The sequence below is a fragment of the Neisseria sp. CP9 genome (assembly GCF_047758525.1).
Classification (GTDB): domain Bacteria; phylum Pseudomonadota; class Gammaproteobacteria; order Burkholderiales; family Neisseriaceae; genus Neisseria.
Genome location: NZ_CP180502.1, coordinates 821,772 through 844,237, shown reverse-complemented (window position 1 = coordinate 844,237; position 22,466 = coordinate 821,772). Strand labels below are relative to the sequence as shown.

19 protein-coding genes are annotated in these 22,466 nt (G+C 52.2%); all 19 read right to left on the bottom strand.

Annotated elements, in window-relative coordinates; translation table 11 throughout:
* Nucleotides 1–408: 408 nt before the first annotated feature.
* Nucleotides 409–2,595 carry a polysaccharide biosynthesis tyrosine autokinase gene (locus ACMYUL_RS03945; RefSeq protein ID WP_415772164.1) on the bottom strand — a complete coding sequence of 729 codons (2,187 nt, stop codon included), beginning with the start codon at nucleotides 2,593–2,595 and terminating at the stop codon, nucleotides 409–411.
* Nucleotides 2,596–2,645: 50 nt separating this feature from the next.
* Nucleotides 2,646–3,092, bottom strand: coding sequence for a protein-tyrosine-phosphatase (locus ACMYUL_RS03940; RefSeq protein WP_003759455.1), 447 nt, complete (start codon nucleotides 3,090–3,092; stop codon nucleotides 2,646–2,648).
* A 162-nt stretch (nucleotides 3,093–3,254) separates the two neighbouring features.
* Entirely contained in the window at nucleotides 3,255–4,388 is a 1,134-nt protein-coding gene (locus tag ACMYUL_RS03935; protein ID WP_415772162.1) for a polysaccharide export protein, read from the bottom strand.
* 87 nt (nucleotides 4,389–4,475) lie between these two features.
* Complete coding sequence (locus ACMYUL_RS03930) at nucleotides 4,476–6,368, bottom strand: polysaccharide biosynthesis protein (protein WP_003776168.1); 1,893 nt, start codon at nucleotides 6,366–6,368, stop codon at nucleotides 4,476–4,478.
* A gap of 298 nt (nucleotides 6,369–6,666) precedes the next feature.
* On the bottom strand, nucleotides 6,667–7,842 hold the full coding sequence (locus ACMYUL_RS03925; protein WP_415772159.1) for a DegT/DnrJ/EryC1/StrS family aminotransferase: 1,176 nt from the start codon (nucleotides 7,840–7,842) through the stop codon (nucleotides 6,667–6,669).
* Entirely contained in the window at nucleotides 7,835–8,617 is a 783-nt protein-coding gene (locus ACMYUL_RS03920; RefSeq protein ID WP_415772157.1) for a formyltransferase family protein, read from the bottom strand. The genes ACMYUL_RS03925 and ACMYUL_RS03920 overlap by 8 nt, the downstream gene beginning before the upstream one ends.
* Nucleotides 8,618–8,665: 48 nt before the next feature.
* Nucleotides 8,666–9,352, bottom strand: a complete 687-nt coding sequence (locus ACMYUL_RS03915; RefSeq protein ID WP_415772155.1) for an HAD family hydrolase — start codon at nucleotides 9,350–9,352, stop codon at nucleotides 8,666–8,668.
* The gene (locus ACMYUL_RS03910) at nucleotides 9,339–10,313 is read right to left on the bottom strand and encodes an ATP-grasp domain-containing protein (protein ID WP_415772153.1); all 975 of its coding nucleotides are present in this window, start codon (nucleotides 10,311–10,313) and stop codon (nucleotides 9,339–9,341) included. The genes ACMYUL_RS03915 and ACMYUL_RS03910 overlap by 14 nt, the downstream gene beginning before the upstream one ends.
* Nucleotides 10,300–10,917, bottom strand: coding sequence for a sugar transferase (locus ACMYUL_RS03905; protein WP_049229481.1), 618 nt, complete (start codon nucleotides 10,915–10,917; stop codon nucleotides 10,300–10,302). The genes ACMYUL_RS03910 and ACMYUL_RS03905 overlap by 14 nt, the downstream gene beginning before the upstream one ends.
* Nucleotides 10,910–12,082: a glycosyltransferase gene (locus ACMYUL_RS03900; protein WP_415772151.1), complete on the bottom strand. Its 1,173-nt coding sequence runs from the start codon at nucleotides 12,080–12,082 to the stop codon at nucleotides 10,910–10,912. The genes ACMYUL_RS03905 and ACMYUL_RS03900 overlap by 8 nt, the downstream gene beginning before the upstream one ends.
* Nucleotides 12,083–12,095: 13 nt before the next feature.
* Nucleotides 12,096–13,169 carry a glycosyltransferase family 4 protein gene (locus ACMYUL_RS03895; protein ID WP_415772149.1) on the bottom strand — a complete coding sequence of 358 codons (1,074 nt, stop codon included), beginning with the start codon at nucleotides 13,167–13,169 and terminating at the stop codon, nucleotides 12,096–12,098.
* Between the two features lie 13 nt (nucleotides 13,170–13,182).
* Nucleotides 13,183–14,460 (bottom strand): O-antigen ligase family protein, encoded by a 1,278-nt coding sequence (locus ACMYUL_RS03890; RefSeq protein ID WP_070511909.1) that lies wholly within the window; start codon nucleotides 14,458–14,460, stop codon nucleotides 13,183–13,185.
* A gap of 15 nt (nucleotides 14,461–14,475) precedes the next feature.
* Nucleotides 14,476–15,648 carry a glycosyltransferase gene (locus tag ACMYUL_RS03885; protein ID WP_070511912.1) on the bottom strand — a complete coding sequence of 391 codons (1,173 nt, stop codon included), beginning with the start codon at nucleotides 15,646–15,648 and terminating at the stop codon, nucleotides 14,476–14,478.
* Between the two features lie 126 nt (nucleotides 15,649–15,774).
* The gene (locus ACMYUL_RS03880; protein WP_415772146.1) at nucleotides 15,775–17,208 is read right to left on the bottom strand and encodes a lipopolysaccharide biosynthesis protein; all 1,434 of its coding nucleotides are present in this window, start codon (nucleotides 17,206–17,208) and stop codon (nucleotides 15,775–15,777) included.
* Between the two features lie 164 nt (nucleotides 17,209–17,372).
* Nucleotides 17,373–18,680, bottom strand: coding sequence for a nucleotide sugar dehydrogenase (locus tag ACMYUL_RS03875; RefSeq protein ID WP_039862706.1), 1,308 nt, complete (start codon nucleotides 18,678–18,680; stop codon nucleotides 17,373–17,375).
* Between the two features lie 505 nt (nucleotides 18,681–19,185).
* Entirely contained in the window at nucleotides 19,186–20,283 is a 1,098-nt protein-coding gene (ribD, locus tag ACMYUL_RS03870; RefSeq protein WP_415772144.1) for a bifunctional diaminohydroxyphosphoribosylaminopyrimidine deaminase/5-amino-6-(5-phosphoribosylamino)uracil reductase RibD, read from the bottom strand.
* Nucleotides 20,284–20,353: 70 nt separating this feature from the next.
* Nucleotides 20,354–20,884, bottom strand: a complete 531-nt coding sequence (locus ACMYUL_RS03865) for a hypothetical protein (protein ID WP_415772142.1) — start codon at nucleotides 20,882–20,884, stop codon at nucleotides 20,354–20,356.
* A gap of 40 nt (nucleotides 20,885–20,924) precedes the next feature.
* Nucleotides 20,925–21,386, bottom strand: a complete 462-nt coding sequence (gene nrdR, locus ACMYUL_RS03860; protein WP_003776195.1) for a transcriptional regulator NrdR — start codon at nucleotides 21,384–21,386, stop codon at nucleotides 20,925–20,927.
* 133 nt (nucleotides 21,387–21,519) lie between these two features.
* The gene (locus ACMYUL_RS03855; protein WP_415772140.1) at nucleotides 21,520–22,362 is read right to left on the bottom strand and encodes a class II glutamine amidotransferase; all 843 of its coding nucleotides are present in this window, start codon (nucleotides 22,360–22,362) and stop codon (nucleotides 21,520–21,522) included.
* Nucleotides 22,363–22,466: the final 104 nt, after the last annotated feature.

Here is a 22,466-nt window from a genome sequence, read left to right as displayed (position 1 = left end):
TGTGGTATGAAGGTTTGGTAATGGGGAGGAGGTTTGGGTGTATTGAAAAAAATTTAAATATAAACAATAAGATAAATCGTTTTTGATTTAAAAGGGAGTCAGATACAATTGGCACTGGGTAGGGAGTGTGGTCGGAGCGGTGTGAAGTTGTTGGAGGTATCGGCTTCAATCAATTGTAAAGATGAAAAGGGGCTGTCTTTTGTTTACAACAATCTGAAGGCTGCGGAGATGGGAATATTGTACGGCGAATAGGGGAGCGGACTTTAAAGTGATACGCCATTCTCTTGTTTAAGTCTAAATAGAGTGATTTTTATCGCGTCTGTCGCAAGGGATGATAAAAGGTCGTCTGAAACTTGATTTTTCAGTTTCAGACGACCTTTTTGGCAGGAAAAGAGCTGGTTTTCTACTTTAAGCTTTGTTTTCCGGCGTTTCTTTTTTAACCGGTTTTTTGCCATCCTGCGGAGAATGGTAGGCGTAGTAGTCATACATACTGTTGGCTTCGCGCTTCATGCCGTTCAGGATGACGCCTTTGATATTGATCTTGTTCTGACGCAGACGGTCGGCACTGATTTCAAGCTCTCTGGTGGTGGTGTTGCCGTAGCGGCTGACCAGCAGAACCGTACCTGCCAGTTGTCCGACGATAGTTGCGTCGGTCACTGCGAGGACAGGCGGAGTGTCGATAATCACGTAGTCGTAACGTTTTTGGGCGTTTGCCAGCAATTCTGTGAAGCGGCTGTCCATCAGCAGCTCGGACGGATTTTTAGGATAACCGCCGTTGCTGATGAGGTGCAGGTTTTCAATCCGCGTTTCACAGACGGCTTTAGCAGGGGAGACATGGCCGGAAAGGATGTCTGCCAAGCCGTATTCGGGCGTCAGTTTGAACAGTTGGTCTAAATAGCCTTTACGCATGTCGGTATCGATCAGCAATACGCGTTTGCCTGATTGTGCCATTACGGTGGCGAGGTTGGCGGAAATAAAGGATTTGCCCGCTTCCGGAGCCGCACCGGTAATCATGAGGACATTGTTGCGCGCATCCAGCATGGAGAAGTAGATGTTGGTACGCAGGGCGCGGATGGCTTCGACGGCGACGTCGGAGGCGTCCTCGTTTGCCAGCAGATAATTGGAGCGGCCGGTCAGGGATTTGAATTTGCGTTTCAACAGGTCGCGTTTTTGCTGGGTTTTGGAGTAGGGTACGAGGGCGGCGACTTCGAGATTGAGGTTTTCAATCTCTTCAGACGACGTGATGCCTCGGCGCATACGGCCTTGCAGCATGACCCACATGGAGGCGAGCGCGCCTGCGGCAAGCGCGCTTAATGCGGTAATGACGGCTTTGCGCGGGGCGATCGGTTGTTCCGGAGTGTAGGCATGGTCAACGACGCGGACATTGCCTTGCGCGCTGGCTTTCATGATGTTGAGTTCTTGTTGTTTCGCCAAGAGTTGAACGTAGGTCGCTTGGTTGGTTTCTACGTCGCGGGTCAGGCGGATGACTTCCTGTTGGGTGTTGGGCAGGCCGGCGATTTGCTGGTTGATTTTGCTCTTGGCGCGTTCGAGTACCGCCAGTTTGTCCAAAACGGCTTTATAGGAAGGGTGTTCCGGGGTGTACAGTTCTGCCAAACCTGCTTCTTCGGTTTTGAGCAGGGTAATTTGGGTTTCGATGCTGGTCAGGCTTTCAAGCGCGCCTTTGGACTCAAGCGGAATGTCGAGCGAGCCGGCGCGTTCGCGGTAAGCATTGAGTTTGTTTTCTGCTTCTTGCAGGGTTTCTTTCAGACGAGGCAATTCTTCGCTGATGAACGCCAAACCGCTGGAGGCAACTTGAATGTCACGTTCGCGGTTTTGCGCGACGTAGTTGTCGGCGATGCTGTTGAGGACGGCGCTGGTTTTTTTCGGGTCAACATCGGTGTAGGCAAGGTTGATGATGGGGCTGGTTTTGCCTTTGCTGATGACCGAGAGTTGGTTTTTGATGTTTTCGATGGCGCTGAGCTTGGAAAACTTGGTCAACTCGAAATCCTGCTCTGTTTCGGCAAGGATTTGGTCGACTTTCAGAACGGTTTCGTTATTGATTTTCAGCGGCGTGCCGACGCGGCCTTCTTTGGCTGTACCGTTCGGGAGCGTCAGGATATAGTTTTTGCTGTCTTTGACGGTCAGTTTGAAAGGTTTGTTGATCCATTCTTCGGACACGGTAAATGTACCGATTTTCAAAATCGGATCGTCGTTGCCGCTGAGGTTGTGAATCATGTTGCCGAAAACCGGGAAGTAGGTGGCTTTGACTTCTTGGTCAAGCTGAAGCTCGTCAACGGTTTTTCCTATGACCATGCGCGATTGGACCAATTCGATTTCGGCTTCGGAAGGCGCCGGCTCGTTGGAAAGCATGTTGTTGATTTCGGTCAGAATCTGGTTTTGTTTGGTTTCGATTTCCAACATGGCGTCGGCGCGGTAAACGGGCGTGGACGCAAAGCTGAAAACGGCACCGAGCAAGCCGCCCGCAATCAATGCGGTGGCGATTTTGGATTTGTGCAGCCACAGATTGTGCAGTTGTTGGCCGAAATCGATTTCGTCGTTGTTGGAGGATGCTGATGACGGATATTGTTTATACATCAGTAGGCTTTCTGTTTGGATTTAATTGATTGAATCCGGCAAAGTGAGTGTTATGCCGGGGTTGGTCCGTTCAATTTTTCAGCCCAAGTCTCGGCTGCGCTTTGTATTTGTTGGAATACGGCTTCAAACATTTCGCTGCTTTGTTTGAACGGGTCGGGTATGTTTTTCTTGGGTAGCCATTGGGCGAGCAGGATGGTTTTCCCGCGCGCGGAAGGCAGGATATCGGCAACCATGTCGATATGCGCCGGCTCCATCACCAAAATCAGGTCTGCTGCATTGCACATTTCAGGGGTCAGTTGGCGGGCGGTGTGTCCGGCAACGACTACGCCGTGTTTAAGGGCGGTTTTAATGGCTTGGAAGTCGGCATCTTTTCCCGCCAATGCGTTGATGCCGGCCGAACTGACACGGTGTCCGGGCAGCTTTTTCTGCAAGATGCGCTCCGCTATCGGGGAGCGGCAGATATTTCCCATGCATACTACTAAAATATTTTGAAACATAAGAGAAGCGGTATTTTTTTCTTGTGTAGGGTCAAATCATGATAAAACGGTTTGAGGTCGGATATTTGGTCGGTCTGAAAAGGTTTTGTTTATATGTCGTCAGACGATAAATAACCGGCCTGCCGTTTTGCCTGACAGCAGGTGCTGTCAGGCGCCGTCAGGTTATTTGAACGTGTTGTCGATGGCGTTGACGTTGCTGAAGAAGCTGGTCAATTGCGACACTACGCGGTTCCAACGGGTAACCGGGGCGGCAGTCACATAAACAACGTCGTTCGGACGCAGGTCGAAGTCGCTGCCCAAGGCATAAGCGGTCGCGTCTTTCAGGTTAAGTTGGTAAATGTGGATAGGTTTGGCCGCATCTTCGGGCGCACGGCGGATGACGAATACGCCGGTTGCGTCTGCCAAGGCTTGGTTCATGCCGCCGGTTTCACCCAAGGCTTGAGTGAGGTTCAGGCCGTGGTTGCCGATAGGCAGGGTGGCTTGGCGGCCGACTTCGCCCATAACGTACACTTTGCTGTTGCTGTTGTTCGGCACGTAAACGATGTCGCCGTTGCTTAAGAGGTGGTTTTGCGACATGTCGCCGTACTGCATGATGCTTTGCAGGGAAATGGTGTGGTCGACACCGTTGTGCGTCCATTTGATGTTGTGGGTGTCGGCATTTTGCGCCACACCGCCCGCTTGGTTGACGGCATCAAGGATGGTCATGGGGACGTTGGTAATCGGCAGTTGTCCGGCTTGTCCGACCGCCCCGGCAACGGATACGCGTTGCGAGCGGAATTCGGTTACGTTGATGGCGACTTGGGGATTTTTAAGATAGCGTTTCAGACGACCTGTCAGGATGTTTTGCAGCTCGTCTATGGTTTTGCCTTGCGCTTGGATTTTGCCGACCAGCGGATAGGTGATGTAACCGCCTTCGTCCACCCATGCGCCACGGCTGACTTGGTTGGTTTGCGGGTTGCTTTGTTGTACGGGCGAATTGAGGTCGGTGTGCGCCCAGACCATGATGTTCAATACGTCGCCTTTGCCGATGTGGTAGCGGTAGGCGGCTTTGCTGCGCTCAAGCACACCGTTGTTTTGTGACAACACTGGAGGTTTGCGCATTTTTTCAACGAGGCCGAAGGTAATCGGATATATGGCGACGCGCTTGTCGAATTTGGTGTCTGCTACGGTTTCGCCGTTTTCGTAAACGATGGTTTTGTTGCGTGTGTTGATGGTGGAGCCGGGAATGACGGTGCTGCTGTTGCAGGCGGTCAGTGCCATCAGGGACAGGCTGATGAGGGCAAGCTGTTTTTTCATGTCGGTATCCTTGTCAGTCTTATCGGGGTCGTCTGAAAACTTTCAGACGACCTTTTTGTGGAATGTTTTGCTTTATCGGTAGGGTGTTTAATGTGTCTGCTGCCAAACCAAATCGCAAATATCGTCTTTGGGATTAAAGCCTGCGGGGGCTTCGAGCAGCAGGGCGCGCAGGGTTTGTTGGTCTGAATTTGAGCACGCTAAGTCCATACGCATAATTATGTCATTTAATTGTGCCCATGGCAGCATTACTTCGCTGGCGGTCATAATTCGGGGATGAGTGGTTTTTTGTACTTCGTCTCCAATAAGCAACTCTTCGTAAAGTTTTTCGCCCGGACGCAGTCCTGTAATTTTAATTTCGATATCGCCGTCGGGATGTTGGGCATCTTTCAATTTCAGGCCGCTAAGCGTAATCATTTGTTTGGCTAAGTCAATGATTTTAACAGATTCGCCCATATCCAACACGAATACGTCGCCGCCTTTACCCATCGCGCCCGCTTGAATGACGAGTTGGGCGGCTTCGGGGATGGTCATGAAGTAGCGGGTGATGTCTTGGTGAGTCAGGGTGATGGGGCCGCCTTCGGCGATTTGTTTTTCAAACACGGGGACGACGGAGCCGGAGGAGCCTAAAACGTTGCCAAAACGCACCATGCAGAAGCGGGTGTGTTGGCCGGGTTCGGCGGCGAGTGCCTGCAGGCAGAGTTCTGCCATGCGTTTGCTGGCGCCCATGGTGTTGGTCGGGCGCACAGCTTTGTCGGTGGAGATGAGTACGAAGGTGCTGACGCCGGATTCGACGGCGGCTTGGGCGCACAAGAGCGTGCCGAAGACGTTGTTGCGGATGCCTTCAACTGTATTGAACTCGACCATGGGGACATGTTTGTAGGCGGCGGCGTGATAGACGGTTTCAACGCCGTATGCGGTCATGACGCTGATCAGGCGTTCTTTGTTTTGTACAGAACCAAGCAGGGGCACAACTTCGATTTGACTGCCGGCGGCTGCCTGAGTTTCACGCAATTCTTTGTCTATGCTGTATAGGGAGAACTCGGACAGTTCGAACAGCAGTAATTTGGACGGGCGGCATTTCAGGATTTGGCGGCAGAGTTCGGAACCGATGGAACCACCCGCACCTGTCACCATCACGGTTTTGCCGGTGATGTCCGCGCCCATGAGTTCGGGTCGCGGGGCTACCGGGTCGCGGCCGAGCAAATCGACGACGGAGATTTTTTTCAGCGCGCTGACTTTGATTTTACCGTCCACCAAGTCTTTCATGCCCGGAATGGTCAGCACTTCGCATTTGTATTTTTCGAGGCTTTGGATGATGCGGCGGCGTTCTTCCTGAGTGGAGCTGGGGATGGCGAGCAGGATTTTTTCCACACCGTAGCGGTCGATGAGCGATTGGATGTCTTCAGGACCATAGACGGTCAGGTCGTAGATGACGGTGCGGCGGATTTTGGGGTTGTCGTCCACAAAGGCGACGGCGGAATATTCGTTGACCTGTTTGATGGCTTCTAGCAGTTGGCGGCCGGATTGTCCTGCGCCGTAAATGATGACGGGCGCCATTTGTTTTTTGTGCCGGTCGGTCAGGATGGCGCGCAGAATCATGCGAGAACTGGTGATACAGACGACCAGCAGCAAGAAATAAACGACGGGCAGGGCAAGGTGCAGTTTGCGCTCGAAAACCAAGGTGGTCAGGCAGAACAAGACGGCTGAAATCAGGCTGCCGAATGCGGCGGCGGTCAGGACGCGGGTGCTGACGAAGCGGGTAACGGCGCGGTACAGCCCCAGTCTGACAAACAGCGCGATGGTCAAAAAGGCGGTCGAGCCGAAGGCAAGCCAGTTCGCCATGCTTGCCCATTCGTCGGAGTATTGGACTCGAAGGCTTTGTGCAAACCAAAAGGCGATAAAAATCATCAAAACGTCGTGGATGACGAAGAAGGTTTTTTTGACGTTGCGGGGCAGGGATAACAGGGTTTCCAAATTCATTTTGGTATGTTCTGAATAATGTTGTGGGTGGGTTTCAGACGACCTCGGTCATGCAAAGGTCGTCTGAAAAGACGTTTGTTGCTACGGAGCATTGGTTTTCCGTATGTGTCGGCTGTTTGCCGATTCCCTTTTTTATAGTGGATTAACTTTAAACCAGTACGGCGTTGCTTCGCCTTGCCGTACTATCTATACTGTCTGCGGCTTCGTTGCCTTGTCCTGATTTAAATTTAATCCACTATATTCGGCTGAAGCAGTAAACCGCCGCCGTCCCGATGATACGGGCGCGGCGGTTTTTACTTTATGCGGTGGCTTCTGCCAATACAGCTTCGATGTGTTCTTTGCAGAACGCGATTTCGTCGTCAGTCAGCGTCGGATGCACCAAGAACATCAGGCTGGTGTCGCCCAGTTCGACGGCGTTTTTCAGCCGCTCTTTGGGTCGCCACGGCGTGTTGTCGAAGGCTTTTTCCAAATAGACTTCGGAGCAGCTGCCTTGATAGCAGGGGACTTTGCGCGCGTTCAGTTCATTGACGATGCGGTCGCGCGTCCAGCCGTCTTTGAGGTGTTCGGGTTTGACAAAGGCGTAGAACTTGTATTGCGCGTGTTCGATGTAGTCGGCGACTTCAATCAGGCGGATGCTGGCGAACTTGCCCAAGCTTTCTGCCAACTTGGTGGCGTGCGCTTGGCGGCGAGCCGTCCATTTGGGCATACGTTTGAGTTGGATGCGGCCGATGACCGCCTGCATTTCCATCATGCGCCAGTTGGTGCCGAAGCTTTCGTGCAGCCAGCGGAATCCAGGGGCGTGTTCGCGGTGGTACACGGCGTCATAGCTTTTGCCGTGGTCTTTGTACGACCACATTTTGCTCCACAGCTCTTTGTCGTTGGTGGTCACCATGCCGCCTTCGCCGCCGGTGGTCATGATTTTGTCTTGGCAGAACGACCATGCGCCGACGTGTCCGATGCTGCCGACGGATTTGCCTTTGTATTTCGCGCCGTGCGCTTGGGCGCAGTCTTCGATAACCCACAAATCATGTTCTTTTGCCAAGTCCATGATGTCGTCCATTTCGGCGGGCATACCGGCGAGGTGGACGACGATGATGGCTTTGGTATTCGGCGTCAGCGCGGCTTTGATGGTTTCCGCGCTGATGTTTTGGCTGTTCAAATCCACATCGGCAAACACGGGGTTTGCGCCTGCGGTAACGATACAGGAAGCGGAGGCGAGGAAGGTGCGCGAGGTAACGATGACGTCGTCGCCTGCGCCTATGCCCATTGCTTTGAGCGCGACATCGAGTGCCAGCGTGCCGTTGGAAAGGGCGACGGCGTATTGCGTGCCGGCGAATGCGGCGAATTCTTTTTCAAATTCGCGGCATTCGGTGCCTGTCCAGTAGTTGACTTTGTTGGACAGCAGGACTTTGGAAACGGCATCGGCTTCTTCTTGGGTGAAGCTCGGCCATGGGGAAAGGGATGTGTTAAGCATTGGCTTTTCCTGCGAAAAGGCTGGTGGAGTCTTTGGGGGCGACTTCTTCCAGCAGTTGGCGGTTGATTAAGGTGTATTTTTGACCGTCGATTTCGACGTATGCGCCGTCGTAAGGAGGAAACCAGAAGGCGCGGATTTTTTTCTCCACATCGTCGCCGTCGCGGATTTGCTTCATGGCTTCCATTTCATCGCGGCTGACGTAGCGGCCGCCGATGTTGGGCGTAGTCGGCAGTTTGGCTTGCGCTTCAATGGCGCGGGCGATAATGCGTTGTGCGAACGGCTCCAATGCCTGCATGGTTTTGCGTTCGAGCGATTGGGCGGTTTCGGCGGCGGGGTCAATGGGGAAGCGGTCCACTTCGATGATTTCGCCGGTGTCGATGGACGCATCGACGTAGTGGGCGGTGCTGCCCCATTCGGACAATTCGTCCATGATGGCGAGATTGTAGCCGCCCGTGCCTTTGTATTCGGGCAACAGGGCAGGGTGGAAGTTGATCGTACCCAAGTGCGGGATGGTCAGGAATTCGTCGCGTAGTTTGCGCCAGTAGAGTACGGACAAGCCCAAATCGTATTTCAGACGACCTTCCTTCATCGCTTCCAAGGCGGTATCGAAAGTGTAGAGCGGCAAGCCCAATTCTTTAGCGGCGGCGGTCGTCGGCGAGCCTTGCAGGTGGCTGTCGGTCAGAACGCCGACGATTTCGATGCCGTCTTGTGAGGATAAGAGTCGGAGTAGGTTGGCGGAAAGCCGTTTACGTCCCATGAATAATATTTTCGTCATGAAATAGTCCTTTTTAGTATCGTGAGTGTACGTTTGATTATGTAATGTTTAAATGCTTGAATTGCCCAAAGATGCTAAATCTTGAAGGGAGTCAATCCAAAAGTTGGGATGATATTCTGTGTTAAAACTTTCAGGCAGGTGGCGGTGGATGTTCTGCCCGGAGGGACGCAATCCTATGGTTATCCAGCCTAAAGCGTTCGGCGTGATGAAGTCTTTGGAAATGTTGTCGCCGATATAGATGAAGCAGTCTGCCTTTTCGGCATATTTGTCTTGCAGATGGCGGAAGCGTTTGCCGTCTGGCTTTTCCGAAGCGCAGGCTTCGGAGACGAGGATGTCGTCAAACAGGGAAGACAGACCCAAGGCTTCCAGTTTCAGACGTTGGGTCAGGCTTCTGCCGTCGGTAATCAGCGCGCGTGCGGCGAAAGGCGCGGTCAGTTCGGACAGGAAATCATGCGGGGCATACGGCGTCAGCATCGGGCGGTGCAGCCGGTATTGCCATAGAAGAACCTGTTTCTCCGATTCGTTGAAACCGCAGTGGCGGCACAACTTGTCCAGCCAGTCTTTGCCATCGGGGTCGATGCTGCGCCATAGGTCGTCTGAATTCCAATCGGGATACAGGGCGGCAACATTGTCGATGACCGAACGGATACCGGACAGCTTGTATTCGTATTCGGAATACAGCGTATCGTCCAAGTCGAAGACAATGACGGCGGTTTCGGGATTAATCGTTTTCATGAACCAAGACCTTGGCATCGTAGCGCAACATGATGAGGTTGTTTTCCCAGTCGTCTGAAAACGGGATTTCTCCGTCGCCGAGATATTCGCGCATCAGCCAGCCCGGATAATTGCCGCCTGCGGCATACGTCAGCGGGAAGCCTCCGCCGAAGCGGGGGTTGATTTCCACGCCGTAGAATTCGCCGGTTTCTTCGTTGCAGAAGAATTGCGCCGTAATACAGCCGCGCGCGCCTTCCAATACCGCCATTTTTTCCAGCAGCGTTTGGTAGAGGCTGTTTTTGCGGGTAACGCCTTTGCTGACTTCGCCGGAGCGCACTTCCAAGCGTTTTCGCGGGATGGCGCATTTCAGACGACCCTCATGGTCGTAATACATATCGACGGTAAATTCGGAGAATTCGTTTTCGATGTCGATAAGCTCGCAGAACATCAGTTTGGGGTCATCCACGATTTCAGGTGTCAGGCAGGCGGGCGTGTCGATTCTTTTGGCACCGATGGCGCGGCTGCCGTCGTAAGGCTTGGCGAAGCAAGGGAAAACCAATTTTTCGCGGTCGTAAATTTTAGGCGAGCGTATGCCGTAGCGGGCAAACAGATCGGCGGTTTTCCGTTTGTCGCGGCATTGCGCGATGAAGTCTGAATCGGAAACGACGATGTGGATACCTGCCGTTTCGAAGCGTTCGCGTTCGTCTGCCAGCTTTTGCAGTTCGGTGTCTATGGTGGGGATGATTAAACCGATGTTTTCGCGTACCGCCAGATTGAAAATGCTGTCGATATATGAATCGTCATTGATCAACGGCACCTCAAACGAACCGTCCGAAACGTGGCAGGCGGAAGACATACGCGGCACCAAATCCGTCGTCAAAATCTTGACGTCGTCTGAAAACTTGGCGGCTTCGGTTTGAAAATCCTGTACCAATTCGACGCGCCTTCCCGCGGAAAGGATAAGTACGTTATTTTTTCGCATCAGTGTCATTTCCTGTGAAATAGGGCATGGTGGCTTCTCCCTCAGCCGAAATACCTTCTTTGATAAAGACTTTTTTGACTGTCAAAAACAGGATTTTCATATCCAGCCAAAAACTGTAATGGTCGATATACCAAATATCGTGTGCGAACTTTTCGTCCCACGAAAGCGCGTTGCGCCCGTTGACCTGCGCCCAACCCGTTACGCCTGGTTTCATTTCGTGGCGGCGGTTTTGAAATTCGTTGTAAAGCGGCAGGTAGCTCATCAAAAGCGGTCGTGGGCCGACCAAGCTCATATCTCCTTTTAGAACGTTCCAAAGCTCTGGAAGTTCGTCCAAGCTTGTGGCGCGCAGCTTTTTGCCGAAAGGGGTCAGCCGCTCGCTGTCGGGCAGAGGGTTGCCGTCTTTATCGACTGCATCGCGCATGGAGCGGAATTTGATCATTTTGAACGGTTTGCCGTCTTTGCCCGGCCGCTCTTGGGTGAAAAATACCGGTTCGCCCAGGTTTTTGCGGATGAGGTAGATTAAAATCAAAAATACGGGTGAGAGGAAAATCAGTCCCGAGGCGGAGGCGACGATGTCAAACAGGCGTTTGAAGAATTTACTCATGGGCTAATCTTTCAATCAGGTTGACGATTTTTTGATACGCCACGTCGCGCTTGAAGCGGCGGACGATTTCGTCGGATTGAACGGGGTCGTTTTTGCGTGCCAGAATGTCTTTGGCGGCTTGGACGAAGCTGTCCACATCGCCGGAACGGTAGTCCGCGTGCGGCAGCAGGGTGAGGACTTCGGCAACTTCGTCGTTGACCTGGCTGTTTAAAATCGGTTTTTGCAATGCCATATAGTCGGAAAGTTTGTTGGTAATCGACTGCATGGCGTAGGAATGGATGGCGTTGACGGAGATGTCGCAGCCTTTGGCGACCGACATCATTTCGGTGTAGGGGATGTAGCCGTAAAACCGGATGCCCTCGCAGGCGTATTGTTTGAGCCTGTCCAAATCGGGGCCGCCGCCCATGATGTGCAGCTCTACATTTTCGCCGTCGTCCAAAAGTTTCCGAACGCCTTTGCACACGGTTTCCACGTCATAGCTGTAACTGAGCGTACCCAAGTAGAAGAAGCGAGTTTTGTTGTCGCCGAAGTCTTTTGCCGGCGCGGCATCAAGTTTCGGAAAATCCGCGCCGATATAGACGACTTCGCCGGGTACGTTCGGATTGGCTTCTTTGGCACGGTCGAGGTAGGTCTGCGATACGGCGACCAGCGCGTCGGCGTAACGGTAGGCACGGTTGGCGCGGGAGGAGAAGGGCAGCAGGTTGTGCGGGATTTTTTTCAAAAACGGCACGACCGAGGAGAAGGATTCCGGCCATACGTCCTGCACGTCGATAATCAGCTTGTAGCCCAAACGCGCTTTGTGTTCGCCCAAAAGCAGATTGGTGGCAATCAGCGGGTAGGCGGAAAAGACGACGTCTTGCTCGCCCGGACGGCAGTTGTTCAGCCATTGCTCAAAATGTTTGACGAACACATGATGGCTTTTGACACGATCCAGCGAGACGTTTTTGCCGTAGCCGCTCTCTTCCAGCAGCATGACTTTCAGACGACCTTGCGAGGCAGATTCGGCATCTTCAGGTCGTCTGAAAGATTTGTCGTAGTGTTTGAAATTGCTGGTAATCAGCAGCACGTCATGAGACTGTGACAACAGCTCGGCAAGATACCAGAAGCGGTTGAAATGAGGCTCGGACGGCAGCGAACAGTAGGGGGCGACGATGGTGATGTTCATATTTCAGACGACCTCACATATCGTAAGCAGCCATTGTGGTGCGATAGATTTCATCATCGGAACACAAGGTCTCAACGTGTTTATGCAGGGCTTTGCCCATTTTTTCGCGCAATTCGGGCTGCTTGATGAGTTTATCGACGGCTTCGATAAAGGCTTCGTCTTCGCCAAAGGGGAAACAGTATCCGGTTTCGCCGGTAATGACCATTTCGGAAATGCCGCCCATGTTGTAGGTCACGACGGGTGTGTCGTAGAGACCGGCTTCAAGGATATTGTTGCCGACACCTGCGCCGTGGTCGCCGATACAGTGCGGCGTATTCACCAAAATATCCACGTCTTTGAAATAACCGGTCAAATCGCGCACGCCGCCGAGGAAGGTAACTTTGTCGTCTATGCCCAAACGCTTCGCTTGCGCTTTCAGATTGTCCATCTCTTCGCCTATGCCTGCCACGTTCAGGCGTACGGGCATATTGCGGTCAACCATTTTCTTAAAGATGTCCAGCATCACATGCACAGCGCGGACGGTGTCCAAGCGCGACAGGGTGCCGAGCATGACGTAGTCTTTGGCGGTTTTTTCAGGAACGTAATCGACTTTGTGTAGGGCATTGTAGGTGTAGGTGATGCGGTTGGCAGGGAAGCCGTGGCGGATCAGTTTTTCCTGTTCGTGTCTGCAGTTGCCGATGATATATACGCCCAGCTTGTCGAAAAGTTCGGCGATTTTCGGATAGGTTTCCGCTTCCAAACCGCGCGCGTGATAGAACACTTTGGTTTTGGGCGAGGAAATTTTCGCAGCGATAGCGCAGGCGGGAACGATACGCGCCATTTGGCAGTGGATGATGTCGGGTTTTTCTTGTTTCAACATCTTCATGTAGGCGAACATGCCCTTGATGTAGCCCAAGATGCCGCCCTGATAAAAATCAATAGGACGCCATTGAATACCCAATGCTTGGGCTTCTTTGATGAGCGGGCCGTCAGAAGAGGCAAGTACGACCTCATGTCCCCGCTGCCTGAGCAACCGTCCTAAGCGGAAGGTCGCGTTTTCAGTGCCGCCGAGGCCGGACATGGAAGTAGTCAAAACAATTTTTTTCATATCGTGTTTTCTATCAAGGGGTGTATCGGTACGCGTTATACGCCGTATCGCGCTGCGGCAGGACGCTGTACAGGAAAATCAAAAAGCAGGGCAGCCAGAGGAAGGGCATACGCAAAATGGTGGACGGGATGAAGCCGCCCAAAATAAACAGGCCGATTGCCGCCAAGCCGATGGCTTTTTGTTTGTTCCGCAGGTTTTGGCTTAAAAAGACGTTCACTGCATACCAAATGATGTAACAGATGAAGCCGATTAAGGAAATCATGCCGAAGCCCAAATACAGTTCGATGATGAAACTGTGCGGATTTTCAAAACCGAGGCTGTCGCTCAAATGCCCGCCGAAGTATTCCTGAAAGTTTTTAGGGCCGTAACCGTAAAGCAAAAGCGGCGGATTGCTCCAGAAGTAGTTGTAAATTTCTTGGCGGTAGCCGACCGAGTTGTCACTCTCCAAATTGAACAGGAACAAATACAGGCGGGAAGAAATGTTTTCCAAAAAGGCATTGCCGTGCATCGAGAGCAGGAAATCGGCAATGTACTGTTTCGGAATCATCGACAAGCCTGCGCCTGTAACGCCTATGGTCATCAGCGTAAACAGCCCGTTGTTACGGTAAATCAAGTTCAGGATAAACAAAATGATGTAACTCATCGTCGCCGTACGCGATGCGCTGGCGAAAATAATCGCGCCCAAACTCAAAAACAGAAGCCAACCGAACAAATATTCTCTTTTGCTGACACCGATATTGAAAAATATCAAAACGGCAGGGGCGAAGCAGAGGGCGGTTGTGCCCAAGTTGTTGGGGTTGAAGAAAAAGCCTTTAATAACGCCGGCTTCAATCGCCAAAATTTCGTCTGATTTGACAAACTGGATGCCGGTCAACACCTCGATAACGGGTGGAATAATGATAAAGGCGCAAAAGTAAACCAACAGCCTGCGTACGAAGCGCAAGGGGTTTTCGTGTCGGCTCAAAATCAGATACAGCAGGTAAAACAAACCGGCGACCGACAGGAAGAAAAAGGTATCCATGACCCTGACCGAATCCAAGGGCGTGATGAACAGATGGATTGCGCTCCAGCCGGTCATCAGCCCGAGCGCCATCAGCATGAGTCCTGCCTTGCTGTTGAATGTTTTGTTTTCTATGAAAAAAATCAGCAGGGTGGCAGGCGCCAGCAAAAGGGTCAGCGGATTGTCGATACGCGGAATCCCCAGTTTATACGACAGCATCGGCCCCAGCATGTAGGCGGTAACCATCGTATAAAGCATAGTAATGTATATATTTTGTTTTTTAATTTTCACGTTGCTTCCTGAAATTTAGGTCGTTCCAAGAGCTTTATTATATGCAGAAATGATTTGTTCGGTAACAGGACGTTCTCCAAATTCTTTCAGACAGTTTTCGCGCAACAGGCGCGGGAGGTATTTTTTTCGGTTTCGATAGAGGGAGATAAGCGCCTCTGTCAGCGATTTTTGGTCTTCGACGTCAACCAAAAGCCCATTGGATGGATTGACGATAGTCTCGGGACCGCCACAGCGCGTCGCGATAACGGGCAATCCTTGCGCCAAAGCCTCGATGAACACGACGCCGAAAGTTTCGTGGCGGCTGGCCAATACGAAAGCATCGCTGTGATGCATCAAATCCAAGACTTCTTCGTTTTTCAGACGACCTTCAAAGATAACGTTGTCTTCCAAGCCCAAATCTTTTGCCAGACGGTGCAGCTTGAATTCTTCGTAGCCGCCGCCGCCGATTTTCAGTTTTAGGTTCGGATAGGCTTTGACTGCTTCGGCAAAGGCGGGCAGCAGGATGTCGTAGCCTTTTTTATGTTGCAGGTGCGCGACCGAACAGAAGGTAAAGTCTTCGTTGGCGGGTTTGTTAGCAAGGTCTATCGGCGCTTCAAAGCTGGCGGACAGGATATTGGGAACATATTGCCATTCCAATCCTTGATATTCTTCTTTCAGCAGTTCGGCAAAGTCGCGGCTGACGGCCAAGCGGCCGGCGGCGTTTTGGGCGGCGGCATACATCAGCGGGCGCTGCCAGTCGCGGATAAGTTTGCGGGCGTAGGTGGTGCTGTGTTCGGTGATGACATACGGGATGCCGGTTGCTTTGTGGATCTCGTAAGCAATAATGCCGCCGCTGTTGACGCAGTGTGCGTGCAGGACGTCGGGCATGCCGTGGTCTGCAACGTATCGGCGGAACAGTTTCATACTGGCGGCGATTTCCCGTTTACGGTCGATATACGGAATGCGCGGGAAGAAAAACATGCTGTCGTACACATAAGTCTGTACGTCTTTGTCGATGTAGGTCCTTATTCCGTAATTTTTCGGGTTGAACGCAGTTTTCGCCTGGGTTCTGAACGAACGGAATATCGGTGCGACGACCCCTACTTTGACTCCGGAGCGTTGCAAGGCTTGTGCTTGCAGGCGGAAAAAGATTCCGTTGACGTCGTCCGGAGTGGATGGATACCAAGAAGGAATGATTAATGTATGCATGATAATACCTGTGTCGGATGTGTCAGCGTACAAGCCACATGGGTTGCGGACAGGGCACAAAATCAAAGATTCTCGGTGAGTAAGCGTTTTGTGGAGGCAGAATCAAAACTGCGCGCGGTATGGTTGTTATTGTGTTGAATGTTTTTTATTCAGACGACCTTTCACTGCCGATAAAGCTGAAGAAAGTGGTGTTTTGTATTTCACAGTCAGGGCAATCAAACCTGCCAGCCAGATTAAAGCAAAAATGAAATAGTTGCCGGTGTTGCCGAAGTAGGTATAGCTCAGGCACAAAATCAGGCAGAGTGCGGTGTGAGTATAAATTTTCCGGCAGGGCAGTTTCTGCCACATCCTTGAAGACAATTCGGTCTTAATGAGCATGAATACCCAAAAAGAAGTCGCGCTCGCCATTGCGGCGCCCCGTGCGCCCAAGAGCGGAACCAGCCAATACAGCAGACCGAAGTTCAGCAGGAATGCCGCAATATTGACTGCGGTAATCAGCCAGGTTTTTTTGACGACGTTCAAACCGATGCCGGTCACTTCCGTCAGCGTATAAAACAAAGGAAACATCATGCACGACAGTAAAATAAACTGTACCGATGCATATTTCCCGGGAAGGATCCAAGTGACCACCGGCGAAAAAATACCGATAAAGCAAACCATCGCGCTGATGAGCGCAGTCATCGACAGGGTGATGCCGCCGATTTTGTCGAGGTTGGTGTTGTCTTCAACCCATTTGAACACCAATGGCGCCCATATGGTTGAGAATACGCTTTGGAAAATCAGGGCGACAGCGCCGAAGCTGACCGCCATCGAGTAAATACCCAGTTGCTCCAAACTTGCCATCTGCTTCAACACAAAGCGGTCGATGGAAGTCAGTCCCCAGTAGGCGAGATTGCCGAAGGCTAAAGGCAGTCCGTATTTCAACCCCATTTTGTGCAGCTTTGCCGACCAAGGCGAACGGATGGCGGCGGCCAAATCGGTTCGGGTTTGGTAGATCAAGACGGCGACGGTCAGTATTTGGGCAACGGTATAGGCAAAGACCAAGCTGGTGGTGTGGGTGGGGATGCCGATTAGGATGAAGAGCAAAACCAAAACCAAAATCAGGAATTTCGGTGTCAGCTGGCTGAGTGAGAAAGCAATTGCCTTTTCCTGCATCCGTAAGATGAGCGAGAAAAAGCGGGTAAACAGGGTGGTCAGTAAGAAGACCAAAAACAGAACACCCAGCTTGGCATTGTTCAAGTCAAAAATGATTTCAGACGGCCAAGAGGGATTCCACAAAAGTATCAGCAATACCCCGGCAATACTCAAAACAAACGGAGACAGGCTGAAGGATTTAAACAGCGCAGCTTTATCTTCTGTAGCGTAGTATTCGCGGATATACGCCTGATCCAAACCCAGCCCCAAAATCAGGATGGTCAGAGCGGATATGGTTTGCAGTAAGACGATGCGGCCAATATCTTCCGCAGGGTAGTACCATGAAATCAGCGGAAGCGAGAGGATGCCGAAAGCCGCACTGCCTATCGGACCCAAGGCATAGCCGAGTATTTTTCTTATATTCATAAACAGGAGGGATTTGTTGCCGCCAAGATTTTCAGACGACCTGAAAACGCAGCGGCATCATATAAATAAGGGCTTTCTTAGGTCGTCTGAAAACAAACGGTCTAAGAAAGCCGACTGCCTGCCGAAACCTGTCGGCAGGCAGTCTGCCTCAATCGTCAAAGGTATTACGCTTTCACGACTTTCGGGTTTTTCGCAGGGAACTTGCCGCGCGTATCGACAATCAGTTTGGCGTGTTCGGCAATCATGTCGTAGTCAAATTTGTCGTGATCGGTAGTCAGAACCACGCAGTCGTATTTTGCCACAGTTTCCGGCGTCAGCGGCTCGCTCTTCAGGTCGAAGTAGTGATGGCCGGGGATGTATGGGAACTCAAGCACGTGCGGGTCAGAGTAGGAAATGTTTGCACCCAATTTGTGCAGGCGGTCCATCACTTCCACAGACGGGCTTTCGCGCATGTCGTCCACATTTTTCTTGTAGGCGATACCCAAAACCAAGATTTTGCTGTCTTTGATGGAACGGTTGTGTTCGTTCAAAGCCAGGCCCACTTTGCTGATGACGTAGTCGGGCATGTGGGAGTTCACTTCGCCTGCCAACTCGATGAAGCGGGTGTTCACGCCGTATTCGCGCGCTTTCCAAGTCAGGTAGAACGGGTCGATGGGGATACAGTGTCCGCCCAAGCCCGGGCCGGGATAGTAGGCAACGAAGCCGAACGGTTTGGTTGCCGCGGCGGCGATGACTTCGTGAATATCGACATCCATTTTGTCGGCGACGATTTTCATCTCGTTCACCAAACCGATGTTCACGGCGCGGTGGATGTTTTCCAGAAGCTTGGTCAGCTCGGCGGCTTTGGTGGAGCTTACCGGTACGACTTTGTCGATGGCAGGCTGGTACAACGCGATACCGACTTCCAAACAGGCAGGGGTATGACCGCCGATGACTTTCGGGATAGTACGGGTTTCAAAATTCGGGTTGCCCGGGTCTTCGCGTTCCGGAGAGTACACCAAGAACACGTCTTTACCGACTTTCAAGCCGCCTTCTTCAACGCGCGGCAGCAATTCTTCTTCGGTCGTACCGGGGTAGGTGGTGGATTCCAAAGACAGCACTTGACCGGCGCGCAGGTAAGGTTTCACCGCGTCGGTGGTGTCGATAACGAAGCTCATGTCCGGCTCGCGGTATTTGTTCAACGGAGTCGGTACGCACAAAATCACGGCTTCCACTTCGCCGATGCGGGAGAAGTCGGTGGTGGCTTCAAACAGGCTGTTTGAGGCGGCGGCGATTTTCTCGGCAGGAATATGCTCGATGTAGGTTTCGCCTTTGTTGAGTTTGTCGACTTTGGTTTTGTCGATGTCGAAGCCCAAAACCTGATAACCGATGTCCACATAGCGGAGCATCAGAGGCAGGCCGACGTAGCCCAAGCCGACGATGCCGATTTTGGCGGTTTTATCTGCAAATTTCTGAATGGTAATATTTTTCATGACAAGTCTCATGTGATGGAAAAGGGCGTGCCGCACAGTGCAAAATGCCGCATCGGAACTCCGGCCGGCTGTCATAAAGCAGCATGGTCGGAATCCGTTTTGTCGGTGTCGAAAATAAATCTTTCCCTAAGATTGGTTTTGGACGTAAAAGTTTTGCATGTGCAAATGCAGCATTGCCCGACGATAATGGAGTGTTGGGAAATGTTTATGCAAATATTATAATCAAGCTAGGCGGTAAGATTTTGAATTGTATTATTTTTAGTGATTACTATACCGTTGGTGACTAAATATAATATCGGAAATACAAATAATTAATAAAAATTAGTATTAATATATTTGCGTAATTTAACCTAAAATTAATATTACTAAGGTATATGTTGAAGCGGTATTTGTAACGCTGGCAAGCAGATTAGGCGATACGGTCAAATATCGTTGCTTCTGACAAAAAGGTCGTCTGAAAACCAAAAATCAGTTTTCAGACGACCTTTGTTGTTTATGAATCAGCTTATTTTTTACGCAAAACCCATTTTACGTCCTGCCCGAACAGCTCTACCGAACGGCTTTCCCATTCGCCTTCCGAAGTCAAAACGGCAGGGTTGGCGGGGAGGGTGAGCAGGCTTCTGCCTTCGCCTAAGATTTTCGGCGCTTGGTACAACACGATTTCGTCTGCCAAGCCTGCTTCGATAAAGGCGGAGGTCAGCGTCGCGCCAGCTTCGACCATAATCTCGCCGTAGCCCAGCTCTGCCAACCGGGGCAGCAGTGAGGCAAGGTCTATACGTCCGGCGGCGTTTTCAGACGACCTCAAGATGCGGATATGACTGAATGCGCGGTATGGCTTGAGGCGTTCTTCATCATCGACGGCGGTTACGATGACGGTGGGGCTGAGGTCGTCTGAAACCATGTGGCTGCCCAATGGCGTTTGCAGTTTGCTGTCCAACACGATACGCGCGGGTTGGCGCAGGGTCGGGAAGGCGCGGACATTGAGGCGCGGATTGTCGGCGAGCACCGTGCCGATGCCGGTTAAGACGGCGCAGCTTTCCGCGCGTAAGGTTTGTACGTCCGCCCTTGCGGCTTCGCCGGTAATCCAGTAGCTGCGTCCATCGGCGAGCGCGGTTTTGCCGTCCAAGCTGGCGGCGCATTTGATGCGTACAAACGGGCGGCCGCGTTCGATACGGGAGAGGAAGCCGCGGTTGAGTTCGCGCGCTTCAGCTTCCAACAAACCGCTTTCGGTGCGGATGCCTGCGGCTTCCAGCATTGCCAAACCTTTGCCTGCCACCAGCGGATTGGGATCGGTCATGGCGGCGACCACGCGCGATACGCCCGAGCCGACAAGGGCTTCGGCGCAGGGCGGTGTGCGACCGTAATGGCTGCATGGTTCGAGCGTCACATAAGCCGTCGCCCCGCATGCCATTTCGCCTGCCTGCCGCAGCGCATGCACTTCGGCATGCGGTTCGCCTGCTTTGACATGAAACCCCTGCCCGACGATTTGGCTGCCGTGTGCAATCACGCAGCCGACGCGCGGGTTGGGAGAAGTGGAAAAACGCCCGAGCCGCGCAAGGGCAAGGGCGTTTTGCATCATTTGGGTATCAATACAATCAAACATAATTTGGATTTCTTAAAGTTTTCCGTTTTCAGACGACCTTTTCTTTCGCCGTATTCCATTCGTCAACTCATTAACGCGACAAGCTCAATTCTTTCAATACTTCCGACAATTCCTTCTGACCCGCGTGATGGCTGTACGCGCAAACGGTATAAATATTGGCTTCGTGAATGGCGATGCAGTATTGGTTGAACTTTCCTTGCCGGTCTTCGCGGTCGGTTTGGTAATTCATGCGGTTGTCGGTGGCGATGCCGACGCGGACATTTTGAGTCTCGTCCGATTGCAGGGCGGTTTTGAGTTCGGCGAAATAGGTTTTGGCATCCGTTTGCGCCGGGCCGTTGTTCGCCGCATAAATCGTAATGCGCGCTTCAGGGTCGTGTTGGAGCAGAATCAGGCTGGAGGCGGGAACGTTTTTCGGATGGCGGGCGGAATCGGCGATGATGTCGGTGAAGTGGCTGTTGTGAACGGAGATGGAAATTTTGCCGTCCATGCTCGTCAGCGTTTGAACCGTATCGGAGGCGGCTTTCGGCGCGGCATTGTTCTGCTCGGGGCTGCAGGCGGCAAGGCAGAATAGTGCGGCGGCTACGGATAAAACTCTTTTCATAAACATCCTCTTCATCATCAACACACCGCTTTCAGACGACCTATTTCCCGTCGGTCTGCACCAGCGTGGCGATTGCCTGAGTAAACTCGGACACGTCGTTGAAACTTTTATACACGGAAGCAAAACGGACATAGGCGACCTGATCGATTTTTGCCAACTCCTCCATCGCCATTTCCCCCACCATGCGCGACGGCACTTCCTTGTTGCCCGACTGATACAGACGCTGCTCAATCAGCGCGACCGTTTCATCGATTTTTTCCTGGGCGATCGGGCGTTTGTGCAAAGCCCGTTCCAAACTGGTTCTCAGCTTGTGCGGATTAAACGCCACGCGCGTACCGTTGGATTTAATGACCTGCGGCATCCGCATTTCGACCGTTTCAAACGTACTGAACCGTTGCCCGCATTCCACGCAACGGCGGCGGCGGCGGATACTGTTCGTCTCTTCCAAGAGCCGCGAATCGGTGACTTGAGTATTGGGATGCTGACAAAACGGACATTTCATAAGTTTTTGAATTTATTTGTTTGTGAAACGGAATTGTAGCCGATTGAGCTATTCCCGTATAGTCGGTGGGTTTATTATGGGTTGAAGAGGTCGTCTGAAAACCGTTTTCTGCTTTTCAGACGACCTCTTCGTTTTAAACGGATACGCCGACGGCGCGGGCGATTGCCAAGCCTTCTTCTACGCTCATGTAGACGGGTTGTTCAGGACGGTCGCTGCGGGCGATGTCGCCTTGTCGGAACATGACCAGTTCGTCCACTGCCAGTTGCGACCAGGTTTCGTCGCGGGTCAGCGGTAAGGTGGCGATGACGGCGACTTTGTCGTTCGGGGTGGTGACTTCGGAAAAATCGACCATGACGTCGTCGTCTAAAAGCCGTGCTTTGCCGAACGGGGCTTTGCGCACGATGTAGTGCAAAAGCGTGCTGGCGTGGGCAAACAGGTTGTCGCCGTTTGACATAACGAAGTTGAACAGGCCGAAGTGGCGGATTTCATGGGTCAGTGCGGCGAGGGCGTCGAATAGGGTGTCCGGGTCGGGTTTGGTGGCGAAGCGGCTGCGCAGGCGGTTGAGGATGTAGCAGAAGGCGCGTTCGGAATCGGTGGTGCCGACGGCATGGTAATACTCGCCTTGCTCGGGGTAGAAATCCATCAAATGTCCGTTGTGTGCAAACAGCCAGTATTCACCCCACATTTCGCGCATGAAGGGGTGGGTGTTTGCCAGTGAGGTTTGTCCTTGAGAGGCTTTACGGATGTGGGCAATGACGTTTTCGGATTTGATTTGGTAGGCGCGAACGAGGTCGGCGACGGGCGAGGCGGCACTGGGTTTGTCGTCGTGAAACAGGCGTACGCCTTTGCCTTCGAAGAAGCCGATGCCGAAACCGTCGGCGTGGTGGTCGGTGATGCCGCCGCGACGGCGGAAGCCTTCAAAGGAAAAGACGATGTCTGTGGGGGTATTGCAGTTCATGCCGAGCAGTTGGCACATGATGTTGACCTTTGTTATTTTGATTTGGGGGTTGAGGGTATAGTGGATTAACTTTAAACCAGTACGGCGTTGCCTCGCCTTAGCTCAAAGAGAACGATTCTCTA

Coding starts and splice junctions, on each gene's coding strand:
- ACMYUL_RS03945 (WP_415772164.1), bottom strand. CDS start 2,595: ATGTATAAACAATATCCGTCATCAGCATCCTCCAACAACGACGAAATC.
- ACMYUL_RS03940 (WP_003759455.1), bottom strand. CDS start 3,092: ATGTTTCAAAATATTTTAGTAGTATGCATGGGAAATATCTGCCGCTCC.
- ACMYUL_RS03935 (WP_415772162.1), bottom strand. CDS start 4,388: ATGAAAAAACAGCTTGCCCTCATCAGCCTGTCCCTGATGGCACTGACC.
- ACMYUL_RS03930 (WP_003776168.1), bottom strand. CDS start 6,368: ATGAATTTGGAAACCCTGTTATCCCTGCCCCGCAACGTCAAAAAAACC.
- ACMYUL_RS03925 (WP_415772159.1), bottom strand. CDS start 7,842: ATGCTTAACACATCCCTTTCCCCATGGCCGAGCTTCACCCAAGAAGAA.
- ACMYUL_RS03920 (WP_415772157.1), bottom strand. CDS start 8,617: ATGACGAAAATATTATTCATGGGACGTAAACGGCTTTCCGCCAACCTA.
- ACMYUL_RS03915 (WP_415772155.1), bottom strand. CDS start 9,352: ATGAAAACGATTAATCCCGAAACCGCCGTCATTGTCTTCGACTTGGAC.
- ACMYUL_RS03910 (WP_415772153.1), bottom strand. CDS start 10,313: ATGCGAAAAAATAACGTACTTATCCTTTCCGCGGGAAGGCGCGTCGAA.
- ACMYUL_RS03905 (WP_049229481.1), bottom strand. CDS start 10,917: ATGAGTAAATTCTTCAAACGCCTGTTTGACATCGTCGCCTCCGCCTCG.
- ACMYUL_RS03900 (WP_415772151.1), bottom strand. CDS start 12,082: ATGAACATCACCATCGTCGCCCCCTACTGTTCGCTGCCGTCCGAGCCT.
- ACMYUL_RS03895 (WP_415772149.1), bottom strand. CDS start 13,169: ATGAAAAAAATTGTTTTGACTACTTCCATGTCCGGCCTCGGCGGCACT.
- ACMYUL_RS03885 (WP_070511912.1), bottom strand. CDS start 15,648: ATGCATACATTAATCATTCCTTCTTGGTATCCATCCACTCCGGACGAC.
- ACMYUL_RS03880 (WP_415772146.1), bottom strand. CDS start 17,208: ATGAATATAAGAAAAATACTCGGCTATGCCTTGGGTCCGATAGGCAGT.
- ACMYUL_RS03875 (WP_039862706.1), bottom strand. CDS start 18,680: ATGAAAAATATTACCATTCAGAAATTTGCAGATAAAACCGCCAAAATC.
- ribD (WP_415772144.1), bottom strand. CDS start 20,283: ATGTTTGATTGTATTGATACCCAAATGATGCAAAACGCCCTTGCCCTT.
- ACMYUL_RS03865 (WP_415772142.1), bottom strand. CDS start 20,884: ATGAAAAGAGTTTTATCCGTAGCCGCCGCACTATTCTGCCTTGCCGCC.
- nrdR (WP_003776195.1), bottom strand. CDS start 21,386: ATGAAATGTCCGTTTTGTCAGCATCCCAATACTCAAGTCACCGATTCG.
- ACMYUL_RS03855 (WP_415772140.1), bottom strand. CDS start 22,362: ATGTGCCAACTGCTCGGCATGAACTGCAATACCCCCACAGACATCGTC.